This is a genomic window from Meiothermus sp., from assembly GCF_026004115.1.
Classification (GTDB): Bacteria; Deinococcota; Deinococci; order Deinococcales; family Thermaceae; genus Meiothermus.
Window position 1 is genome coordinate 117,248 of record NZ_BPIM01000001.1, and the last position, 19,087, is coordinate 136,334.

Sequence of the window (19,087 nt, forward strand, 5' to 3'; positions counted from 1 at the left end):
TGTTTCAGCTTTATCATCAAATAGTATGACTCTTCGCACCCGCATCACCCTGCTCACGCTGGCCTTGCTGGCCTTTTCGTTGCTGCTCATCGGGGGGTCGGTGTACGGTAGTTTGCAGTTTACCCTCTACGACAGCCTGCGCCGAGAGCTAACGGAAACATCCCAAACAGCCCAGCGCTTAATCCGCGAGCAAGGCAACCTAGACGACCTGCCTCTTACGGTCTATGGACAAGCCTTATGGGTGCCTTTCCCCAATCCTACCGCCAGCGACATCCTACAGGGGGCCGCCATACCCATCGCCAAGTCGCTGGCCCTGGGCGATGCTACCCTCAACCTCTCCGAGAAAGGGCTACAAGAGGTTTTACGATCCGGCGGGTTCTATACTCAAACCACGCTCACCCGCCCCGACGGCAGCCAGATTCCCCTGCGGGTGCGGGCCGAGCGCCTCGAGACCGAAATTGCCGGAATCCCCCAGGGCAAGCAGTTGGTCATTTTGCTGGTAGGCAAGTCTACCGAAAGCATCGAAAGCACCCTGGCCGATTTTGCCCGCACCTACACCGCCACGGCCCTGTTGGTGCTCGTTTTTGGTGGGCTGCTGGCCTTCCGGCTGGTACGGCAAACCCTGGAGCCATTGGAGTGGGTGGCCAAAAAAGCCGAGCAAGTGAGCAATAAGCCTGAAAAACTCCCCGAAATCGAGGGCCACAACGAGGTGGCCTCGCTGGTCAAATCGCTCAACCGGATGCTCGCCCGGCTGGAGGGCGCCTGGGAAACCCAGGGCCGCTTTCTGGCCGATGCCTCGCACGAACTGCGGACGCCAGTAACAGCCATTTTGGGGCACGTCAACTACCTCCTGCGTCGCACGCAGCTCTCGGATCAGCAGCGCGAAGGTTTAGAAATTATCAAGCGAGAATCGGAGCGCATGCACAAGCTGGTAGGCGACCTGCTCGAGCTCTCCAAGACCGGCGGAAGCTGGAAGGTCGAGCTGGGTTCAGTGCACCTCAAAACCGTGCTGGATGAAATCGAAGAGGAGTACAGCAAGAGTTTTGAGGGCCGCATCGAGGTACAGGCCCCCGATCAGGTGTGGGTACTGGGCGACCCCGAGCGGCTGCACCAGGTCATTGCCAATCTGGTTTCCAACGCCATCAAGGCCAACTCCACCCACATACGTCTGGTGGTGCTCGATCTGGCCGAGCGGGTAGTAATCCGCGTGGAAGACGACGGTGAGGGCATCAGCAAAGAACACCTGCCCCATCTGTTCGAGCGCTTCTACCGGGTGGACAAAGCCCGTGACCGTGAGCGCGGCGGCAGCGGCCTAGGACTGGCCATCGTGCGCTCGATCGTGGAGGCTCACGGAGGCAGCGTGTGGGTCGAGAGCGAGCCCGGCAAGGGCTCGGTGTTCAACATCTCCCTCAAGCGAGCTTCTGCTCCCCATCCACAGCTGGCCTGATTCGAGCCGTTATCGTGGTTTGGCTTTTTGGCCTCAGGGGACTTTGGTTTTCGTTCTGCCAGCCGCTCCAACCTTTCTGGCCTGCTTACCGAACTTCCGCTCGAGCTCGGCAGCAAAAGCGTGGTTGGTGTAGTCGAGGGTAATGGGCGTTACCGAGATATATCCGCTCTGAACGGCCCAGAAATCGGTGCCTTCTTCCAGCTCGGCGGTGGGCTTGCCGGCCACCCAGTAGTAGGGCCGCCCATCGGGGTCTTCCCGCTCGACGATGGAATCTTCGTAGCGATGGGTGGAGAGTCGGGTAATCCTGACCCCTTGCGGGGTGCGGTTTGGAAAGTTGACGTTAAGCAAAGTTTTATGGGGCAGACCATGCTTTAGCACCCACCGCACAATAGGCACTGCGTTGCGTGCCGCCTCTTCAAACTGCAGTTCTTCACCCGAGGCATCCAGGCTAAAGGCTATGGAAGGTATACCCAACGAAGCGCCTTCCAGGGCCGCTGCCACGGTACCCGAGTGGGTTAAGTCCAGACCCAGATTGACCCCGATATTGATCCCCGAAACCACCAAATCGGGCCAGCCCAGGAGCCTGCTGCCGAGCACCACGCAGTCCGCCGGGGTACCATCTACGCGGTAAGCTGGAATCTCACCGAAACCCGCAGAGGCGGTGTGCTTAAAGCGCAGCGGTCTGCGAAAGGTGATACTATGCCCCACGCCCGACTGCTCTACATCCGGGGCGACTACATTCACTTCGGCAATCTCCCTTAGGGCAAAAGCTAAAGCTTTGATTCCAGGTGAAAAGATACCATCATCGTTAGCAACAAGGATTCGCATATGCGATTAGCCTAACGCCAAAGCGCCCGGGCGGAAAGCGCCCTAGCAAAGGTCTTGGTCTGTAAAGTAGCCATTTGTTTCAGTTCGCACGCAAGCTCCCTCACCCTTTGGTAGGTGGCCGATCAACGTCGAACCCACCATCGGGACATGAAGGTTCTTTGCGCTATTGGCCTTCGGCTTGTGGCTATTAACTATATAACTGTCAGCAATCGGCAGGGTATCAGGCATATACCAGTTCAACCACCACGTAAGTCTGGCTGCCCTTGGGGCTTTTGACCTGCACCTCGTCACCAACCTTTTTGCCCATCAGGGCCTGGCCTAGGGGCGATTCGTTGGAAATCTTGCCGCTGAATACATCCGCTTCGTGGCTACCTACCATGGTCACGCTCATGCGCTGGCCGGTAGAGGTCTCGAGCTCTACCGTCACGCCAATCTGCACCTCGGTCGGAATGCCATTGCCCGATTCGACAATCTGTACACGGCTCAGGATGTCCTCGAGCTCGGCGATGCGGCTGTTGTTCTGCCACATGGCCCGCCGGGCCTCGTCGTAGCCAGCATTTTCGCGCAAATCGCCTTCGGCGATGGCCCGACCCATTTCATCAGCAATTTGCTGTACTTTTTCAGTTTTCAAGTAGGCAAGTTCCTGCTCGAGCCGCGCTTTGCCTTCAGCGGTAAGGTATACCGGCTTTTTATCTGACATTCAGCAAAACCTCCATAGGTCTACCGTTCGTAGACCCGAACTTCAGTATAGTACAAGCTCGGTTCTGCTTCCCTGAACAACGCGCCTGGGGTCGGTGCGTAAACCCTCGCAAATCTCGCGCTTTAAATGCTTGGTTTTGCAAAAATTGCTTGTAGGTAGGTGACCTGACTGGGTGTTGTGCCCCCACCCAGCCTCCCCCGTTGGGAGAGGAAGGAAAGAAGTGGTTTTACTTTATACACCAGCCCTGCACGCCCAAGCAGTACCGCAATACGTACCAAACCGGTCGCAACCATTAAGCAGGAGCACCTGGCTTTCGGCTTTGAGCTTTTAGCGGAGTGAGCGACCTGGAGAAGTCCTTGCCCCTTTGCACATACCCCCCTGACTATCCAGCACATCTCGGCTTTTTCCGTTGCCAACTGATGATTCACCCCAGCCCTGTGCGGAATTGCGTTTAGTGCCTTACTCGGCAGTGGAATAAAATGGCGGTATGCGATGGATGGCGGGAGTTCTCTTGTTTAGTGCCACGCTGGCCCAGAGCCTGATCGTGCCGCCCGAAGCCCAGGTTGGGCAGCCTTTGGAAATTCGTGGAGCGGATTTTCCCCCAGGCCGGTACACCCTCAAGATTGCGTCGGATGCCGCAGCTACCGAGGTGAACCTCGAGACCTTCAATGGCAACATATCCACGGCCTGGACACCGAGCGCGGAGGGGGTATACAAGATCAGCATTCTGGTTGGGGAACGCACGGTGGAGGCGCAAACTCGAGCACAAGCCGCCCCTGCCGCACCCCCCTCACCGGTCTTGCCCTCCCGCCCCCCCCAGCCCGCCCCCGCCCGGCCCGAGATAGCCCCACCTACCCTGGGGCCCGAGGGGCTGGTGCTGGGTAACTGGAAGCTACCACTCAAGGGAGAGTGGATCGGGCCCAAACTGCTGGGGCAACGCGCTTTTATCGCCCGGGGGCCCCTGGTGCTCGAGATAGACCTGCAAAACCCCCGGGTGGTGGCCCAGCACTACCCGCCCGGGGACGTGCGGGCCCTGGACGCCGACGCCGAACTGACGGTGCTCCTAGAGGATGGGCGGCGGCTGGGTCTGAGTGCTTTTGCGGGTAAGCCCTTCGAGGGCAGGTGGGAAAACCTGGCGGTCATTCGCGAATACCACGATACCCTGAGCGCTGCTAACGCCCGCGACCTCGACCAGAGCCCTGCCAGCGGCCGGCCTTACTGGTATTACTTTAGCCGCGAGCCAGGCAGCATCGGCCCAGCCGACCTCGAGGCAATCGGGCACGACTTGCTACAACGCAGCCACCGTCCCGAGCTGCCCTGGGGCCCCGGGGTAATGCAGTGGCTGCAACCCTGGCTAGAGCAAATACGCACTGCACGCAAACAAGGCCTCGAGCAAAGCCTGGCCTGGTCGGAGTTTTTTCTGAAGTACATGCCCCAGGTGCCCGGCGCCAAGGCCCTGCTGTGGGAACAGGTGGGCTGGCTCGAGGCCCAGGGCCGCCCCGACCTAGGACAGCGCTACCGCGAGGCCTTGCGCCAGATCGCAGGCTGGCAAAACCCCCTTACCTCGACCAATATGGCTGCGGCTACCTGGGTATTGCTGGGGCTTTATGGCCTCATGCTGCTGTACCTAACCCTAATGTACCTCCCTGCTCAACTGCGGGGGCTGCGCCCCAGCGGGGGCTGGTTGGTAGGCTGGCTGCAACACCCGCTATTACGCCTGCGCCACAGTGTGCTGGCCTATACCTCGGTCGGTGAGCGCACCCTGCTGCTCTTTTTATTTTTGCTGGCTGCGCTGGCCTTACTCGGCTGGGGCCTGACCGCCCGCTCCGAGGCGCTTGTGGCCCAGGACAGCCTGACCCGGGGTACCCTGCGCTCGAGTGCCGCCCAGGAGACCCTGCGTAGCTTCGCCAACACCGCACCGCTACAGGGTCTTTTGGCGTATGCACTGGCCAAAGAAAACCCCAGCGAGGCGCAGCGGCTTTACGCAGCCGCCCCCCCCTGGACGTATGTCTTGCTGGGGCGGGGCACGCCAGAAGCCCTGGCGCAGGCTTACCAAAGGGCTTCATCCTCGGCTGCCGTGCGGGAGGCGCTGGGCCTCGGCGGCGACTTCTGGAGCGCGGTTTACCGCGACTCCGGGGTGGTGCGCGAGGCGGTTCCGACCCCCAGAATCATCGCCGCAACGGTGGGCTTGAGTGGGTTGCTGAGCCTGGGTACCGATTTTCTGGCGGCCTGGCGTGAGCTCCCCATCTGGCCCAGTCCACTGTGGGCCTGGATCATTGCAGTCACCATTCTGCTTTTCACCCTCTACCACTTGTTGTGCTTCTTCCTCCCCCGACCCCAGGGGGTAGACGACCACCTGGCCTGGCGGCGGGGGGTGCAACTGTTTTTTCCGGGCAGTCCCACCTACAGCCAGGGCTGGGGCCTGATGGTCTTGCTGGCCGCTGCAGGCGGCCTGTGGCTGTGGCGCCTGGGAAACCCCTGGGGAATTGTTCTAACTGGTGTGGCACTGGGGTTCCATCTGCTGCTGTGGTTTTTGCTGGTCTACCGGGGCATCAAATAAAGCAATCTGGAGCGACCCTTCCGGCCCAAAGCGTTTTCAAAATATCAGGCTCGGCGGTTTATCCAGGTAGATGAATTCAAGCACACCAGAGCGACAAAGCTACAACTGCGCAAGGCGCTCGAGACCCGTCGTGCGATAAAATCACCTGGTTTTGTCAGGAGGAAAAAGCAGACGTATGATTATCCCCCCCCTCCCCACCCCCTTCGACCAGAACGGCAACCTCGATGCAGAAGCCTTCCGCGACCTCGCCCAGGCCATCGAACCCCATGTGGATGGGCTGCTGTTTTACGGTTCAAATGGCGAAGGCGTCCATCTGACCCGCGAGGAACGGGCAGCGGGCCTGGCCATTCAGACTCCCCGGAAGCCTGCCATGGTGGGCCTGATGGAAGAAACCCTGGCCCAGGCGGCCATTGCCCTGAGCGAGTCCGAAAGCCTGGGGGCCAGGGTACTGGTCACCCCCCCCCGCTACTACGAGGCCAACCTGGGCCACGATGGGTTGTTGCGCTACTTCGGGGGCATTGCCGATATGGGCAAGGCCGAGGTCTGGCTCTACCATGTGCCGGCCAATACCAAAGCCCAGCTACCCCTGCCGGTAGTGGCCGAGCTGGCCAAGCACCCCAACATTGGGGGCCTCAAGGACTCGAGCGGGGAACTGGCCCGCATGGCCTTCTACGCTTCGCAAAAACTGGCTCTAGAGCTTTACACCGGCCATGCCCCTACCTTCCTGGGTGCCCTGGGTCTGGGTGCCAAGGGCGGCATCCTGGCGGTTTCCAACCTGGCCCCCAAACCGTACAAACAGATACTAGCGCTCTGGCAGGCCGGCAAGGTCGCCGAGGCCCAGGCCCTGCAAGCCGAGGTGGAGCCCTTTGGCCGGGTGCTGGCCCAGGGTGGTTTTGTGTTGCTCAAGCAAGCCCTGCGCCATCTGGGCCTGCCCGGCGGCTACCCCCGCCCTCCCTACCCTAACGAAAGCCCGGTCTGGCCCACCTTCAAGCCCCTTCTGGAAGAGTTCCGGGCCAGGGGTTGGACGGTGGGTTAAGGGTTTCTGAAGGAAATAACCCAACCTTATAAAGCCGCATCCGGTAAGCTCGATGTGGAGGAAACCATGAAGCGCATTCTGATAGGGGCGTGGTTGGGTTTGGCCTTGATACTGGGGTCTTGTGTACCCCAAGCCGTGCGGCCCCAGCCGCCGCAGGTGGAGCTGTTGCAGTTCAGCCTGGTTTCGATTGACCCCTTTAGCGGACGGGGCGAGTTCGACGTGCGCCTGCGCCTAACCAACCCCAACGGCTTCACCCTGCCCTTGCTGGACAGCACCCTGACGGCAGAGTTGGGCGGCTCGCAGTTTCGCCTGACCCTGCCCGCCCTGGAAATCCCCTCGGGGGCCAGCCGCGACGCCAGCACCCGGCTGGTGGTACCCATTGTGGAGGGCACCCGTGCCCTGGCCAGCCTAGTCGGCGGGCAGACCACCCGCTTCCGCTTGTTGGGCGAACTGCGGGTTCAACTGGGCCCGGCGGTCGTGCCGATTGGGCCCGTGACCCTGGTAGACCGCGATGTGCGTATTCAGTTTTCCTTCCAGCTTCCGACCATTCGTTTGGCGGAGATTCGCCTGGATGGGCTGGCCATCCGGCTGGTGCTGGAGGTGGAGAACCCCAACCCCATCGGCTTTACCCTGCAAGGCCCTCTGCGAATTCTGATTGGCGGACGCAGTGTGGCCGAGAGCGTGTTTAACCTGGGCCTGGGCCCCAACGGGCGCAACCGCGGAGAGCTGCGCCTGGGGCTTTCGGGGCTGCCGGGCGTGGGCGGCGTGAGTGTGGATTTGGGGCTTAGCGCCCGCATACCGGGCATTCTTGATCGCTCAGTGGCTCAGGTGCTACAGGGCATTCTGCGCTGAGCAGGGCTTGTTTGAGTTCTTTCAGGCTAGATACCTGTTTGAGCAGCGGGTGCAGCTCCGGGTTAGCCGGAAAATACCGGTACAGCACCTTGCGAAGCTGGCGGAGGCCATGAAACTCGCCGTACCACAGCACATTCAACTCGGCATGGCGAAGCGCGGTCTCTATGCGTTCCCGGTGGGACGGAGCCGGTGCCCCTGTAGCAATCTGTCGAAAAATCCAGGGGTTGCCGACCGCTCCCCGGCCAATCATCGCCCCGGCCACCCCGGTCTGGAGGCGCGTGTGGAACTGTTCGGGGGTGGTCACGTCGCCCGAGCCCAGCACCGGCACCCGCACAGCCTCGGCCACCCGGCCAATGGCCTCCCAGTTGGCCTGGCCCTGGTAGCGCTGACGGCTGGTGCGCCCATGTACGGTAAGGAGGGCCACCCCGGCGGCCTCGAGGCCCTGGGCAATCTCCAGGCTCCGGTCTTCGTCCCAGCCCAGGCGCATCTTGGCGCTGACCTCGAGGCTCGTCCCCTGCCGCATGGCCCGCACCAGGGCATAGGCCCGCTCGGGGGTCAGAAGCAAACAGGCCCCGCCCCGCCCGGCCAGCTTGGGCGCCGGGCAGCCCAGGTTCAGGTCAAGGGCCACCGGCGAAAACAGCGCCTCGGCTTTGGCCGCCGCCTCGCGCAGCACCTCGGGGTCGTCGCCAAAGAGCTGCACCACCAGGTTGGGCTCCCCCGGATAGGGCGCGCCCAGCTCGGTGGATTTGCGCTCGCCGGCCAAAAAACCCCGGGCCAGCACCATTTCGCTCACCGTCCAGGCTGCCCCGTGCTCCAGGGCCAGCCTGCGAAAGGGAGCATCGGTGTAGCCTGCCATGGGGGCCAGCACGGCCCGGGGACTTTTTAGCATCTCCTGGTAAAAGGTGGTTTTGGGCGTTGCCGCTGCGCTCACAACCCGTACAGTTTATCGCCTCTTTCTTTGTGAAGAGCGCTCTGGCCTATGCCAGGGCACCCACGGCCTGCTCCGCCACCCCGACCAGCTCCCCGCTGCGAATCAGCTCGCACAGGCGCGCGAGCTCCGGCTTGAGGTAGCGGTCGCGATCCAGGTGGGGAATCTCCTGCCGGATGCGTTGCCAAACTGCCTCCACCCCCTTGCCGGGCCGCAGGGGGGCGTGAAAGTCCAGGGCCTGGGCCGCCGAGGCCAGCTCGATAGCCAGCACCCAGAGGGTGTTTTCAAAGATGCTGCGGGCCTTGCGGGCCCCGATGGTGCCCATGGAGACATGGTCTTCCTGGTTGGCGCTGGTGGGGATGGAGTCCACCGAGGCAGGGTGCGCGAGTACCTTGTTTTCGCTGACCAGTGCTGCGGCGGTGTACTGGCTGATCATCAGGCCGGAGTTGAGGCCGCTGCCCTCGGCCAGAAAGGCCGGCAAGCCCGAGAGGGCAGGGTTCAACATCTGCTCGATGCGGCGCTCGGCGATGTTGGCCAGCTCGGCCAGGGCAATACCGGCGTAGTCGGCGGCCAGGGCCAAAGGCTGGCCGTGGAAGTTGCCCGCCGAGAGGGTACGCCCTTCCTCGGGGAGCACCAGGGGGTTGTCGGTTACGCTCTGCATCTCCCGCAGCACCACCTCGCGCACATGGGCCAGGGCATCGCGGCTGGCCCCGTGTACCTGGGGAGCCGCCCGTAGACTGTAGGCATCCTGCACCTTGTCGCAGTCTACGTGCGAGCGCATGATTTCGGAGTCTTGCAAAAGCCTGCGCACATTGGCGCTGGTGGCGGCCATGCCGGGGTGGGGGCGCAGGCGGGCGACGGCCTCGTCGAAGGGCCGGTGGCTCCCCTTGAGGGCCTCCACGCTCATGGCCACGGCGATATCGGCGGTCTTGAGCAACACTTCGGCATCCAGCAGCAAAAGGGCCAGCAACGCGGTCATGGCCTGGGTGCCGTTGATGAGGGCCAGGCCTTCTTTGGCCTCGAGTTCCAGCGGCTCTAAGCCTGCCTCGAGCAACACCTGGCCCGCCGGACGCACCTGCCCCCTATGCTCCACCTCGCCCACACCGATTAAGGGCAAACACATGTGGGCCAGGGGGGCTAGGTCGCCCGAGGCCCCCACCGAGCCCTGCGAGGGCACCACCGGGAGGATGTCCTGGTTCAAAAACCACAACAGCCGCCCCACCACCTCCACCCGCACCCCGGAGTAACCCAGGGCCAGGCTCTGGGCCCGCAACAACAGCATGCCCCGCACCACTTCGGCGGGGAACGGCTCCCCCACCCCAATCGCATGGGAAAGCAGCAGGTTGCGCTGCAAGAGCCGCAGGTCTTTGGCCTCAACACGCACTGTGGCCAGCTTGCCGAAGCCGGTGTTAAGGCCGTAGACCGGCTCGTCGCGGGCCACCAGCTTTTCCACAAAGGCCCGGCAGCGCGTCAGGCGTTCCCGCGCGGCCTGGCTCAGGTGCGCCGGCACTTTTTCGCGCACCACCCGGTGAAAATCTTTCAGGCTCAGTTCGGTATCCAGTTCTAGCATCCAACCCCTCGCTTGACCTACCTCCGGGCTAGGTTGTATATACAAGTGAGAGGATAAAGGATGAAATACCGGCAAGTCAAGGAAGCGGTCTTGCAAGAGCTCAACAAACCGACCCCGGGCTTTCCTCTATCGGAAAACAGCCTGGCCCGTCGCTTTGGGGTGAGCCGCATGACCGCCCGGCGAGCCCTGCAGGAGCTTAGCCAGGAAGGTTGGCTCTACCGCACCCAGGGCCGCCTGAGCACCCCCGCTCCCCGGCGCTTTAACCAGGGTTATTTGCGGGTGCGGCCCTTCTACGAGTTCGCCCGAGCGCAAGGAGCCCAGCCCAAAACCCGGGTGCTGGCCGCCGAATTGCGCCCCACTCCCACCGGGGTTCGCGAGAAGCTAGGGGTAGAACAAGCCCTCTATGTCGAGCGGCTGCGCTTCCTCGACGACGAGCCGGTGCAGCGGGAGGTGCGTTACCTACACCCGGTACACTGCGCCCCGATCCTCGAGCACGACCTCACCAGCGAGTCCATCCACGACCTGCTGGTACACACCCTGGGCCTGCCCCTCACCCGGGTCTGGCAGCGCCTCGAAGCCGTGGCCCTGGGCCAGGACATCGCCAGACTGCTCCAACAGCCCAGCAAAGCCCCCGCTTTGCGCCTCGAGCGGCTTACCTACACCCTCGAGCAGCCCATCACCTGGGTGGAATACCTGATGCGGGCCGACCGCTACTACCTGGAAGATACCTTTATCCCCCAAGGAGAACGCCCATGACCTACAAAGCGCCCCGAGGACCCAAAACCGCCAAAGGCTGGATCCAGGAAGCCGCCAAGCGCATGCTTCTCAACAACCTCGACGCCGAGGTGGCCGAGAAGCCCGAAGAGCTCATCGTCTACGGCGGGCGCGGCAAGGCGGCCCGCAGCCCCCAGGATCTGCAACGTATCCTGGCGGTGCTCGAGCGGCTCGAGAACGACGAGACCTTGCTGGTGCAGTCGGGCCGGGCGGTGGGGGTGTTCCGCACCCAGCCCCTAGCCCCCCGGGTGATCATCGCCAACTCCAACCTGGTGCCCCGGTGGGCCACCTGGGAGGAGTTCGACCGGCTGGACCGCCTGGGCCTGATGATGTACGGCCAGATGACGGCGGGAAGCTGGATCTACATCGGCACCCAGGGCATCCTCCAGGGCACCTACGAGACCTTCGCCGCCGCGGCCCGCAAGCACTTTGGCGGCTCGCTGAAGGGCACCATCACCGTCACCGGCGGGCTGGGCGGCATGGGCGGGGCACAGCCCCTGGCCGTGACCCTCAATGGCGGGGTGGCGATCTGCGTGGAGATCGACCCCGAGCGCATCCAGCGCCGCCTGGACACCGCTTATCTGGACGTGCGGGCCAACTCCCTGGACGAGGCGCTCCGCTTGGCCGAAGACGCCAAACACAAGGGCGAGCCCCTCTCCATCGGGCTCTTGGGCAATACTGCGGAGGTGCTGCCGGAGATGGTGCGCCGGGGCTTCACCCCCGAGCTCGTCACCGACCAGACCAGCGCCCACGACCCCCTCTACGGCTACATCCCCGTCCTGCACGCCGACGAAGACCCGGCCCTCCTGCGCCAGCGCGACCCCCAGGGCTACAAGGAACGCGTCCTGCACGACATGGCCACCCACTGCCGCGCCATTGTGGAGATGCAGAAAAAAGGCGCTATCGCCTTCGATTACGGCAACAATCTGCGGGCTTTTGCCCAGTTGGGGGGCTTCGCGGAAGCTTTCAGCTACCCCGGCTTCGTGCCGGCCTTCATCCGCGACCAGTTCTGCGAGGGGCGCGGCCCTTTTCGCTGGGTGGCGCTCTCCGGCAAACCTGAGGACATCTACAAGACTGATAAGGCCGTGCTCGAGCTCTTCCCCGAGGACGAGGGCCTACACCGCTGGCTCACCGAGGGGGTGAAGAAGTTCAAGTTCCAGGGCCTCCCCGCCCGCATCTGCTGGCTGGGTTACAAGGAGCGCGACAAGGCCGGGCTCCTCTTCAACGAGATGGTGGCGAGGGGCGAGGTGGGGGTCCCCATCGTGATTGGCCGCGACCACCTGGACGCCGGTTCGGTGGCCTCCCCCTACCGCGAGACCGAAGCCATGCTCGACACCTCGGACGCCGTGGCCGACTGGCCCATCCTGAACTTCGCGCTCAACGCGGTCTCGGGCGCGGCCTGGGTCAGCTTCCACCACGGCGGCGGGGTGGGCATGGGCTACAGCCTGCACGCCGGGCAGGTCACGGTGGCGGATGGCTCGGAGGAAGCCGCCTACCGATTGGAGCGCGTCCTGACCAACGACCCCGGCACCGGCGTGATGCGCCATGCCCACGCGGGTTATGACTCGGCCAGGCAGGTCGCCCGCGAGCGCGGCCTGGATCTGGCAGGGTGGGAACAGGAAGGATGAAACAAGTATTCACCGGCATCGCTGAGCTTTACACGCCGAGAAAAAGGCTCGAGCGCGCCGCCCTCGCGGTGCAGGACGGGCGCTTTGTCTGGGTCGGGGCCGAGGACAGCCTGCCGGAGGAATACCGCGACTGGCCCCACATCGACCTGGGCGGGCGTGGTGAAGGGCCATCGGCCCCCGGCGGACGCCGAGGCGTAGTCCCCGGCATTGTGGATGCGCACACCCACCTGGTCTACGGCGGCAATCGCCTGGGCGAGTACCTAAAGCGCGCGCGGGGCGAGAGCTACGAGGCCATCCTGGCCGCCGGGGGCGGGATTTATGCAACGGTGCGGGCTACCCATGCAGCTTCAGAAGATGAGTTATACGAGTGGGCCAAAGCTCGAGCCGCCCTCTTCCTGGCCCAAGGGGTAACCGCCATAGAAATCAAGAGTGGCTACGGCCTCCTTCCCGAAGCCGAGCTCAGGATGCTGCGGGTGATCCGGCGGCTCGGGGAAACCCTGGCCCAGCGCATCTTTCCCACCCTGCTGGCCCACGTGGTGCCGGGGGGCTGGGAGCGGGAAAAGTACGTAGCGATGTTCACCCGTGAACTGATCCCCGAGGTGGCCCGCAGCGGGCTGGCCGAGGCCGTGGACGTGTTTTGTGATGAAGGTGCGTTCACCCTGAAAGAGACCCGCGGGATTCTCGAGGCCGCCCTTTTGCACAACCTAAAAATAAAACTCCACGCCGAGCAGATCGCCCACACCGGGGCCACCAAGCTCGCGGCGGAGCTCGGGGCGCTGTCGGCGGACCACCTCGAGCAGTCCACCCCGGACGACTGGCAGGCCCTGGCCAAGAGCGGCACGGTGGGCACCGTCCTGCCCGGCGCGGCGGTCATCCTGCGCAAGCCCTTCCCCGACGCGCGGGCCATGTGGGATGCGGGCGTGAGGGTCGCCATCGCCACCGACCACAACCCCGGCAGCAGCCCGCTTTACAGCCCCTGGCTGGGAATGCAGCTCACCCTAAGCCTGGGCCGCCTCAGCGCCGAGGAGGCCCTGATTGCCCACACCGAAAACGCCGCGCTGGCCCTGGGCAGGAAGGATTTGGGGAGGATTGAGGTGGGGGCCCAGGCCGATTTCGTGGTGGTGGATTCAAACAGTGCGCTCCAGCCGCTCTATCGATGGGGCCATACGCCGATTCACGCAGTCTACGTGGGCGGCAGACGGGTTTTTCCCCCTGGCTAAGCCCCCTGCTTCTTTTGATACACTCACCTGGGATGTGAGCATCGTACAGGTTCAAGATACGGTGGTAGAGGTTCCGGGTGGCCAGGTCTTCACGCGGCAGTGGGCTACGGGCCAGCCCCAGAAGACCCCCCTTGTGCTGCTGCACGACTCGTTGGGGTCGGTAGAGCTTTGGCGCGGGTTTCCGGCGGCCTTGGCCCAGGCCACCGGACGAACGGTGTGGGCCTACGACCGCCTGGGTTTTGGACGGTCTTCGCCCAGAACTAAAACCCCTTCGCTGGGCTTTATCCTCGAGGAGGCCCAAATCTACTTCCCCGCCGTTGCCGCGAAGCTCGAGCTAGACCAGTACATCCTCTTTGGGCACAGCGTGGGGGGCGCTATGGCCCTGTGCATTGCTGCCCATCAGGGCGAACGCTGCCGGGCCGTGATTAGCGAGGCAGCCCAGACCTTTGTGGAAGCGCGCACCCTGGAGGGCATCCGGGCCGCTCAGCAGGGCTTCCAGGATCCCGCCCAGTTTGCCCGCCTCACCCGCTGGCACGGCGAAAAAGCCCGCTGGGTGCTGGAAGCCTGGACGGGGGTCTGGCTCTCGCCTGCCTTTCGGGACTGGACGCTGGAGCCCTGTTTGAGTCGGGTTCGCTGCCCCGTGCTGGCCATCCACGGCGACGCCGATGAGTACGGCTCTGTGGCCTTTCCGCAGCACATTGTGGCGGGGGTATCGGGCCCCGCCCGCCTGGAACTTGTGCAGGGCTGCGGCCACGTCCCCCACCGGGAACAAGAGCCTTTAGTGCTGGGGCTGGTACGGGACTTCCTGGAGAATTTGCCCTAGGGCGCCACACCAGGCCAGGCCAACTATCTAGACCCACACCCCTTCAGACTATGCAGTGCGAAGTATTTTCTCGAGCTTGCGCCCCCTGGCCAGCTCGTCCACCAGCTTGTCCAGGTAGCGAACCTGTTGCGCAAGGGGATTCTCGATCTCTTCGACCCGGTAGCCGCAGATGGAGCCGGTTATGTGTCTTGCGTTGGGGTTCAGACGCGCGTTTGCAAAAAAGTCTTCAAAGGTCGAGTGGCTCTCGAGGTGCTCGTGAATTTCCTCTTCACTGTAGCCCGTGAGCCAGGCAATCACCTGATGCAGCTCGGCCTTGGTTCGCCCCTTCTTCTGCGCCTTGGCCAGATAATGCGGGTATACCGAGGCAAAGGTCATCTGGCGAATTCGCTCGTCCAGGTGGGCGTCGTTCATGGTCTGTTCCCCCTTCATTCAGGCTCTCTCGCGTCTGCGCGCCGCTTGATTAGGCAGGCACGTAAACCAGTCTGACCACGTTCTCGTCCATACGGTCAGCAGCCACAAAGCGCAGCGGTGGCCGCGGCCCGGCAAAGTAGGGCTTGCCCCGGCCCAGCACCACCGGATGCAGGTAGATGCGATACTCGTCAATCAGGCCCAGTTGGGTTAGGCTGTGCGCCAGTTCTGGGCCGGCCACCTCAATCTCCCCCTCCTGTTCGGCCTTTAGCTTACGAAGGGTATCCTCGAGATCCTCCCGAACCAGCGTGGCGTTGGGCCCCACAGAAGCCAGCGACCTCGAGACCACCCATCTGGGCTGGGCCCGCCAGGCCGCGGCGTAGGCCTGTTCGTCCGCCCCCCAGTCGGGGTGGTCGTCGTCCCAGTAGCGCATGACCTCGTACATCCGGCGGCCGTACACACTCCCCGCCTGCTGCTGGGCTTCCCGGACGAAGTGGCGAAATAGCGCAGGGCTGACACCAAACATCACATGATCCACGTACCCATCGAGGGACTGATTCATTCCAAACACGAGCTTGGCCATACCCAACTTCCTTTCGCAATGCGTGTCTTCCCAGGACTTGATCCCAGGACTTGGCTCAGTCGAACACAAAAGGTATTGATTGCATAGCGGCGCCATGGGCCCTAGCGTGCGCGGGCATAGCGGCAAACCTGGGCGCCGGTGCTCGCCTTCACGGCTGAAACGAGCTCGAAAGGCAGTATCTCAGCCATCGCCGGGAAGAGCTTCTTTCCGCCCCCGACGATAAGCGGGACGACCGTGAGCACGAGTTCGTCGACCAAGTCTGCGGCAAGGAGCGACTGCACCATCGTAGGGCTGCCATACACATAGATGTAGCCTCCCGGCTGCGCCCGTAGATCGGCCACCGTCTTCAGGAAGTCGCGACCGCGGACAATCTTCGTGGGATGCCACACGATGTCTTCCTCCTTGAGCGTGTCGGACACCACATACTTCTGCACGCGGTTGATCCAGTCGGAAAACCCGTCGCCCGACTGGCTGGGCCACGCAGCAGCCGAAACCTGGTAGGTACGGCGCCCTTGCAGGAGCGCGTCGCTCTGCTTGGCCAGTTCGTCAAACGTCCCGCCGATAATCTCCGGGTCAAAATACTTCACCAACCACCCGCCGTGGGCAAACCCACCGTCGGTGTCTTCCGTCGGGGCACCGGGAGCCTGGACAACGCCGTCGAGGCTGATGAATTCGGTAATGAGCGTTTTCATAAATCCTCCTGCGTGCTTCGAGCACTGGTTTGACCTCTAGGCGCGCACGTAGCGCAGATGGGTGACGCCGGGCGTATCGAGAACCTTATCGATCTGAAAGCGCGCCAGGGGCTCCTGCAAATGCTCGAACAGACGCCGGCCGGCACCGAACAGCACCGGAACCAAGGCGATTTCCAGTTCGTCTACCGCCCCCAGGTTCAGGTACTGCTGGATCACATCTGCGCCGCCCGAGATGCGAATATCCCGCCCGTTGGCGGCTTGCCGGGCCAGCTCGAGCGCCCGCTCTGGCCCCTCATTGACAAAGTAAAACGTGGTGCCCCCAGGCCGAACCCAGGGTTCGCGCTGCTGGTGGGTGAGCACGTAGACCGGGGTGTGAAACGGGGCCTCCTCCGGCCAGCCGCGCTCGCCGCCGTCGAACATGCGCTTACCCATGATGTGCGCACCGGTGCGCTCGAAGGTGCGGCGAAGCATATCGTTCACTGGACCGGTCTCGCCGCCCGGGCCAAACCCAAGCTTCTCCCTCAGGTACTGTTGATTCAGGGCCCAGCCCATCAACGCGCCCCACTTAGCGCCCCAGTCCATGTACTCGGGCCTGTCCCAATTCTCCATGGTCATGCCTTCCGGGGCCATATAGCCGTCCAGGCTCAAACTGATGTTTACAAATACCTTGCTCACGATGCCTCCCTTACAACCCTACGAAACCAGCCAGTGTCCGACCGATAACACACCCACAACCACCCCAACCGGCCAGAGCAAGAAAGTGCATCCTCAAACCGGCATCGGTACTCACCCAAACGTCCCCCTTCCTCGCCATGCTGCTAACGCTAAAGCCCCGGCGTCAGAGCACAGCCGGCCCTTATGTTTATTACAGAATAAGCTCTCTTTGCGCTTGCGTCAAATATCTCTTTAAAGCAAAAAACCGAAAAAGCTTTTATTTAGTTTTTGTAGGGAACATAGGGTTGTGCTCGAGGGGTAGCGCTGTCGGCACCAGTTTATCTGACAAGCAAACTTCAGAGCAGACATTGGCTTGCACAAAGTCGTGAATGCTTTTGCCAGTCCATGAAAATAGGCAGCAAGCAATGTCCCGCAGCCGCTGCGGTACTGGGTCGGATAACTATGCGGCAGGTTCCTTCAAGCTAAGTGCGCCCACGTTAGATTTTTGTGGTGACGGTCTCGGTGAAAGAAGTGGCCGGTCTTTAAAGCGGCGCAGCTTATGGGCTCCCCTTTTCGGGTAGAGCAAATTCCTAACGTTGTTGTACTTAGTGGAGGCTAGCCCCTTGGCGGTTACAGGTTGGAGGAGTGGAGGGAACTTGATCAGAACTTTCACCCATCCCTCTATCCCGCCTTCCCAACCTGCTCGCTGCCAGGAGATGTAGCAGAAAGCTCGGTAAACAAGCGCTCCTTGAGCCATGCTCCCGCCCGCTCTCTCGCCTGTCGCCAACTAAGGGTGGGTTCCCTTTGTCGCTCTGCCCACAGCAGCAGATACCCTTCTACCGCCAGGTCGGCATGTTTGAGCTGACTGGCATAGCTACGGGCCTGGCACTGCCCCAGGCCCAGCGCTTTCAGCCCCTTGTGCCCGACCTCCTGCTTCCAGCGTGCCTTCCAGTAAGCCAGCACCTCCTGTACCCCGGCTCCTTGCAGGCTGGAGAGCAAGACCACAAGCTCCCATCCCGTATCCTTCCCCCGCCACAGAAGCAACAGGTCTACCGCACCCGCTTCGGCCCGCTCCACCCGTAAGCGTTTAGCGTACAGACCAAAGCGCCGGTAGTAGCGCGCCCCAGTGCCCGGCTTATACCGGGCCGCCAGTTCATCGGCTCGCAGCCATTGGCCCTGGTAACTGACCTTCAGGTCTTTACGTACCCGGTGCACCGCCCCTATCCCCATGGACAAAAGAGCGGGATGGGTGCTGGCTTTAAGCATGCGGGCGTCACCCAGCAGAACCTTGGGGCAGTATCCAGTTTGTAGCACCCGCTGCAAGGCTTGCAGGCTGGCCTGGGTAGGGGAGCGGTAGGGGTAGTCCTGGGTTGCCATGGGTTCAGTCGGCAGCGGCCATAGACCCAGGGGATAGGGATCGTGCGACCCAGCCACCAGGCTCAAAGACAGGAAGCGTAAACCCCAGACCACCCGCTTCTCGCTGGTGGCCCAGATACGGCTCAAGCCCTGGATAAGCAGGCCTTCCTTGGGTACCACCACCTCGTCTACCGCCAGTGCCCAGCCCTGAGGGGCCTGCTGGAGGCGGCGGGCGAGGTGGGCCTGGTAGGGATGGGGATCTAAGGTCAGGCGATAGGCAGCGTGGTGGGGGTGGCAGGGGAGGAGACCCTTGCGCCCCATCTCCCGCAAGCTCTTGTGTTCGAGGGTCAACAGGCCGGTGATGTAGGCCTGTTCAAAAGGTGTAGTATGAAGCTGTTCTCTTGACACCGAACAGGGATGGCGTAGCTACCGACCTTTTTCAAGACTCGGGGCTACAATATCCCTTGCCTGAAGGAAGGGCGGGGTGGCCTGAAACTTCTGTTGATGTCTTCTTTTCCGAATCAGGGTAACGGGCTGCCATTAGGCCGTGCGCTGCACATCTGATGCGCTCCGTGGTCTCGCCAACGCCTCGATGCTGCGGATGTAGTCGTCCGGAAGCAGATGCTGTCTTGCCCCATCGAGGATGGTCGCAAGGTACCTGGCGCTCGGAGTGAGCGAGTCGTCGATAAACGCCTTTCCGGCAACGTATGTCACAGCATCCAACTCATCGCCATCGTCAAGTCGGATGCGAATCCCGTATCGCGCATAATGTCCGCCCGCAACTCCCTCGTGCTCGTCCATCTCGCGGAGAGCATCAGGACGGCACAGGTACACAATGCCCCAGACAGTCGCACCTCCATCTGGAACAATGTTCGCCTTGCCTGTGCCATCGCTACCGCGCTTGTTGAACGCCAGCCGGTATCCATCGAGCCGAGCTTGCCGAGCCTCCCTGATAGGTCCCGTGCGCTGCTCCATCTGGCGCCGCGAGAGATTGCTGCCATAGGCGAAGTACCACTGATCGTTCACGG

Annotated in this window: 18 protein-coding genes; 8 read left to right on the top strand and 10 right to left on the bottom strand. The window is 62.7% G+C overall.

What is annotated here, in order from left to right:
* Nucleotides 1–25: 25 nt before the first annotated feature.
* A complete protein-coding gene (locus tag Q0X23_RS00550) occupies nt 26–1,447 on the top strand; it encodes a cell wall metabolism sensor histidine kinase WalK (protein WP_297858477.1) in 1,422 nt (473 codons plus the stop codon).
* Between the two features lie 33 nt (nt 1,448–1,480).
* Here the strand turns inward: Q0X23_RS00550 and surE are convergent, their stop codons facing one another.
* Both surE and greA read right to left on the bottom strand, forming a co-directional pair.
* Nucleotides 1,481–2,275: a 5'/3'-nucleotidase SurE gene (surE, locus tag Q0X23_RS00555; RefSeq protein ID WP_119342183.1), complete on the bottom strand. Its 795-nt coding sequence runs from the start codon at nt 2,273–2,275 to the stop codon at nt 1,481–1,483.
* A 220-nt stretch (nt 2,276–2,495) separates the two neighbouring features.
* The gene (greA, locus tag Q0X23_RS00560) at nt 2,496–2,975 is read right to left on the bottom strand and encodes a transcription elongation factor GreA (protein WP_119342182.1); all 480 of its coding nucleotides are present in this window, start codon (nt 2,973–2,975) and stop codon (nt 2,496–2,498) included.
* Between the two features lie 487 nt (nt 2,976–3,462).
* Between greA and Q0X23_RS00565 the strand changes: the two genes are divergently transcribed.
* From Q0X23_RS00565 to Q0X23_RS00575, 3 genes are all read left to right on the top strand, one after another.
* Entirely contained in the window at nt 3,463–5,535 is a 2,073-nt protein-coding gene (locus Q0X23_RS00565) for a hypothetical protein (RefSeq protein ID WP_297858478.1), read from the top strand.
* A gap of 175 nt (nt 5,536–5,710) precedes the next feature.
* Nucleotides 5,711–6,571, top strand: a complete 861-nt coding sequence (locus tag Q0X23_RS00570) for a dihydrodipicolinate synthase family protein (protein WP_297858479.1) — start codon at nt 5,711–5,713, stop codon at nt 6,569–6,571.
* Between the two features lie 66 nt (nt 6,572–6,637).
* Entirely contained in the window at nt 6,638–7,423 is a 786-nt protein-coding gene (locus Q0X23_RS00575) for a hypothetical protein (protein WP_297858480.1), read from the top strand.
* Here the strand turns inward: Q0X23_RS00575 and Q0X23_RS00580 are convergent.
* Nucleotides 7,356–8,354 carry a tRNA-dihydrouridine synthase gene (locus Q0X23_RS00580; RefSeq protein ID WP_297858481.1) on the bottom strand — a complete coding sequence of 333 codons (999 nt, stop codon included), beginning with the start codon at nt 8,352–8,354 and terminating at the stop codon, nt 7,356–7,358. The genes Q0X23_RS00575 and Q0X23_RS00580 overlap by 68 nt on opposite strands.
* A 46-nt stretch (nt 8,355–8,400) precedes the next feature.
* Complete coding sequence (hutH, locus tag Q0X23_RS00585; protein WP_297858482.1) at nt 8,401–9,921, bottom strand: histidine ammonia-lyase; 1,521 nt, start codon at nt 9,919–9,921, stop codon at nt 8,401–8,403.
* 60 nt (nt 9,922–9,981) lie between these two features.
* Here hutH and Q0X23_RS00590 point away from each other — a divergent pair, with 60 nt between their 5' ends.
* Genes Q0X23_RS00590 through Q0X23_RS00605 form a run of 4 tightly spaced genes read left to right on the top strand, consistent with a single transcriptional unit; the run spans nt 9,982 to nt 14,366 of the window.
* Nucleotides 9,982–10,677 (top strand): GntR family transcriptional regulator, encoded by a 696-nt coding sequence (locus Q0X23_RS00590; RefSeq protein WP_297858483.1) that lies wholly within the window; start codon nt 9,982–9,984, stop codon nt 10,675–10,677.
* Nucleotides 10,674–12,323, top strand: coding sequence for a urocanate hydratase (gene hutU / locus Q0X23_RS00595; RefSeq protein WP_297858484.1), 1,650 nt, complete (start codon nt 10,674–10,676; stop codon nt 12,321–12,323). Before Q0X23_RS00590 ends, hutU begins: the two co-directional genes overlap by 4 nt.
* Nucleotides 12,320–13,543, top strand: a complete 1,224-nt coding sequence (gene hutI / locus Q0X23_RS00600) for an imidazolonepropionase (protein ID WP_297858485.1) — start codon at nt 12,320–12,322, stop codon at nt 13,541–13,543. Before hutU ends, hutI begins: the two co-directional genes overlap by 4 nt.
* 34 nt (nt 13,544–13,577) lie before the next feature.
* Nucleotides 13,578–14,366 carry an alpha/beta fold hydrolase gene (locus Q0X23_RS00605; protein ID WP_297858486.1) on the top strand — a complete coding sequence of 263 codons (789 nt, stop codon included), beginning with the start codon at nt 13,578–13,580 and terminating at the stop codon, nt 14,364–14,366.
* A gap of 48 nt (nt 14,367–14,414) precedes the next feature.
* Here the strand turns inward: Q0X23_RS00605 and Q0X23_RS00610 are convergent, their stop codons facing one another.
* From Q0X23_RS00610 to Q0X23_RS00635, 6 genes are all read right to left on the bottom strand, one after another.
* Complete coding sequence (locus Q0X23_RS00610; RefSeq protein ID WP_297858487.1) at nt 14,415–14,777, bottom strand: DUF2200 domain-containing protein; 363 nt, start codon at nt 14,775–14,777, stop codon at nt 14,415–14,417.
* A gap of 49 nt (nt 14,778–14,826) precedes the next feature.
* Complete coding sequence (locus tag Q0X23_RS00615) at nt 14,827–15,357, bottom strand: dihydrofolate reductase family protein (protein ID WP_297858488.1); 531 nt, start codon at nt 15,355–15,357, stop codon at nt 14,827–14,829.
* A gap of 101 nt (nt 15,358–15,458) precedes the next feature.
* On the bottom strand, nt 15,459–16,049 hold the full coding sequence (locus tag Q0X23_RS00620; protein WP_297858489.1) for a dihydrofolate reductase family protein: 591 nt from the start codon (nt 16,047–16,049) through the stop codon (nt 15,459–15,461).
* A 36-nt stretch (nt 16,050–16,085) separates the two neighbouring features.
* On the bottom strand, nt 16,086–16,724 hold the full coding sequence (locus Q0X23_RS00625) for a dihydrofolate reductase family protein (RefSeq protein ID WP_297858490.1): 639 nt from the start codon (nt 16,722–16,724) through the stop codon (nt 16,086–16,088).
* A gap of 660 nt (nt 16,725–17,384) precedes the next feature.
* Nucleotides 17,385–18,410: a hypothetical protein gene (locus Q0X23_RS00630; protein ID WP_374707436.1), complete on the bottom strand. Its 1,026-nt coding sequence runs from the start codon at nt 18,408–18,410 to the stop codon at nt 17,385–17,387.
* A 189-nt stretch (nt 18,411–18,599) separates the two neighbouring features.
* On the bottom strand, nt 18,600–19,085 hold the full coding sequence (locus Q0X23_RS00635; protein WP_297858492.1) for a gamma-glutamylcyclotransferase family protein: 486 nt from the start codon (nt 19,083–19,085) through the stop codon (nt 18,600–18,602).
* Between the last annotated feature and the right edge of the window lie 2 nt (nt 19,086–19,087).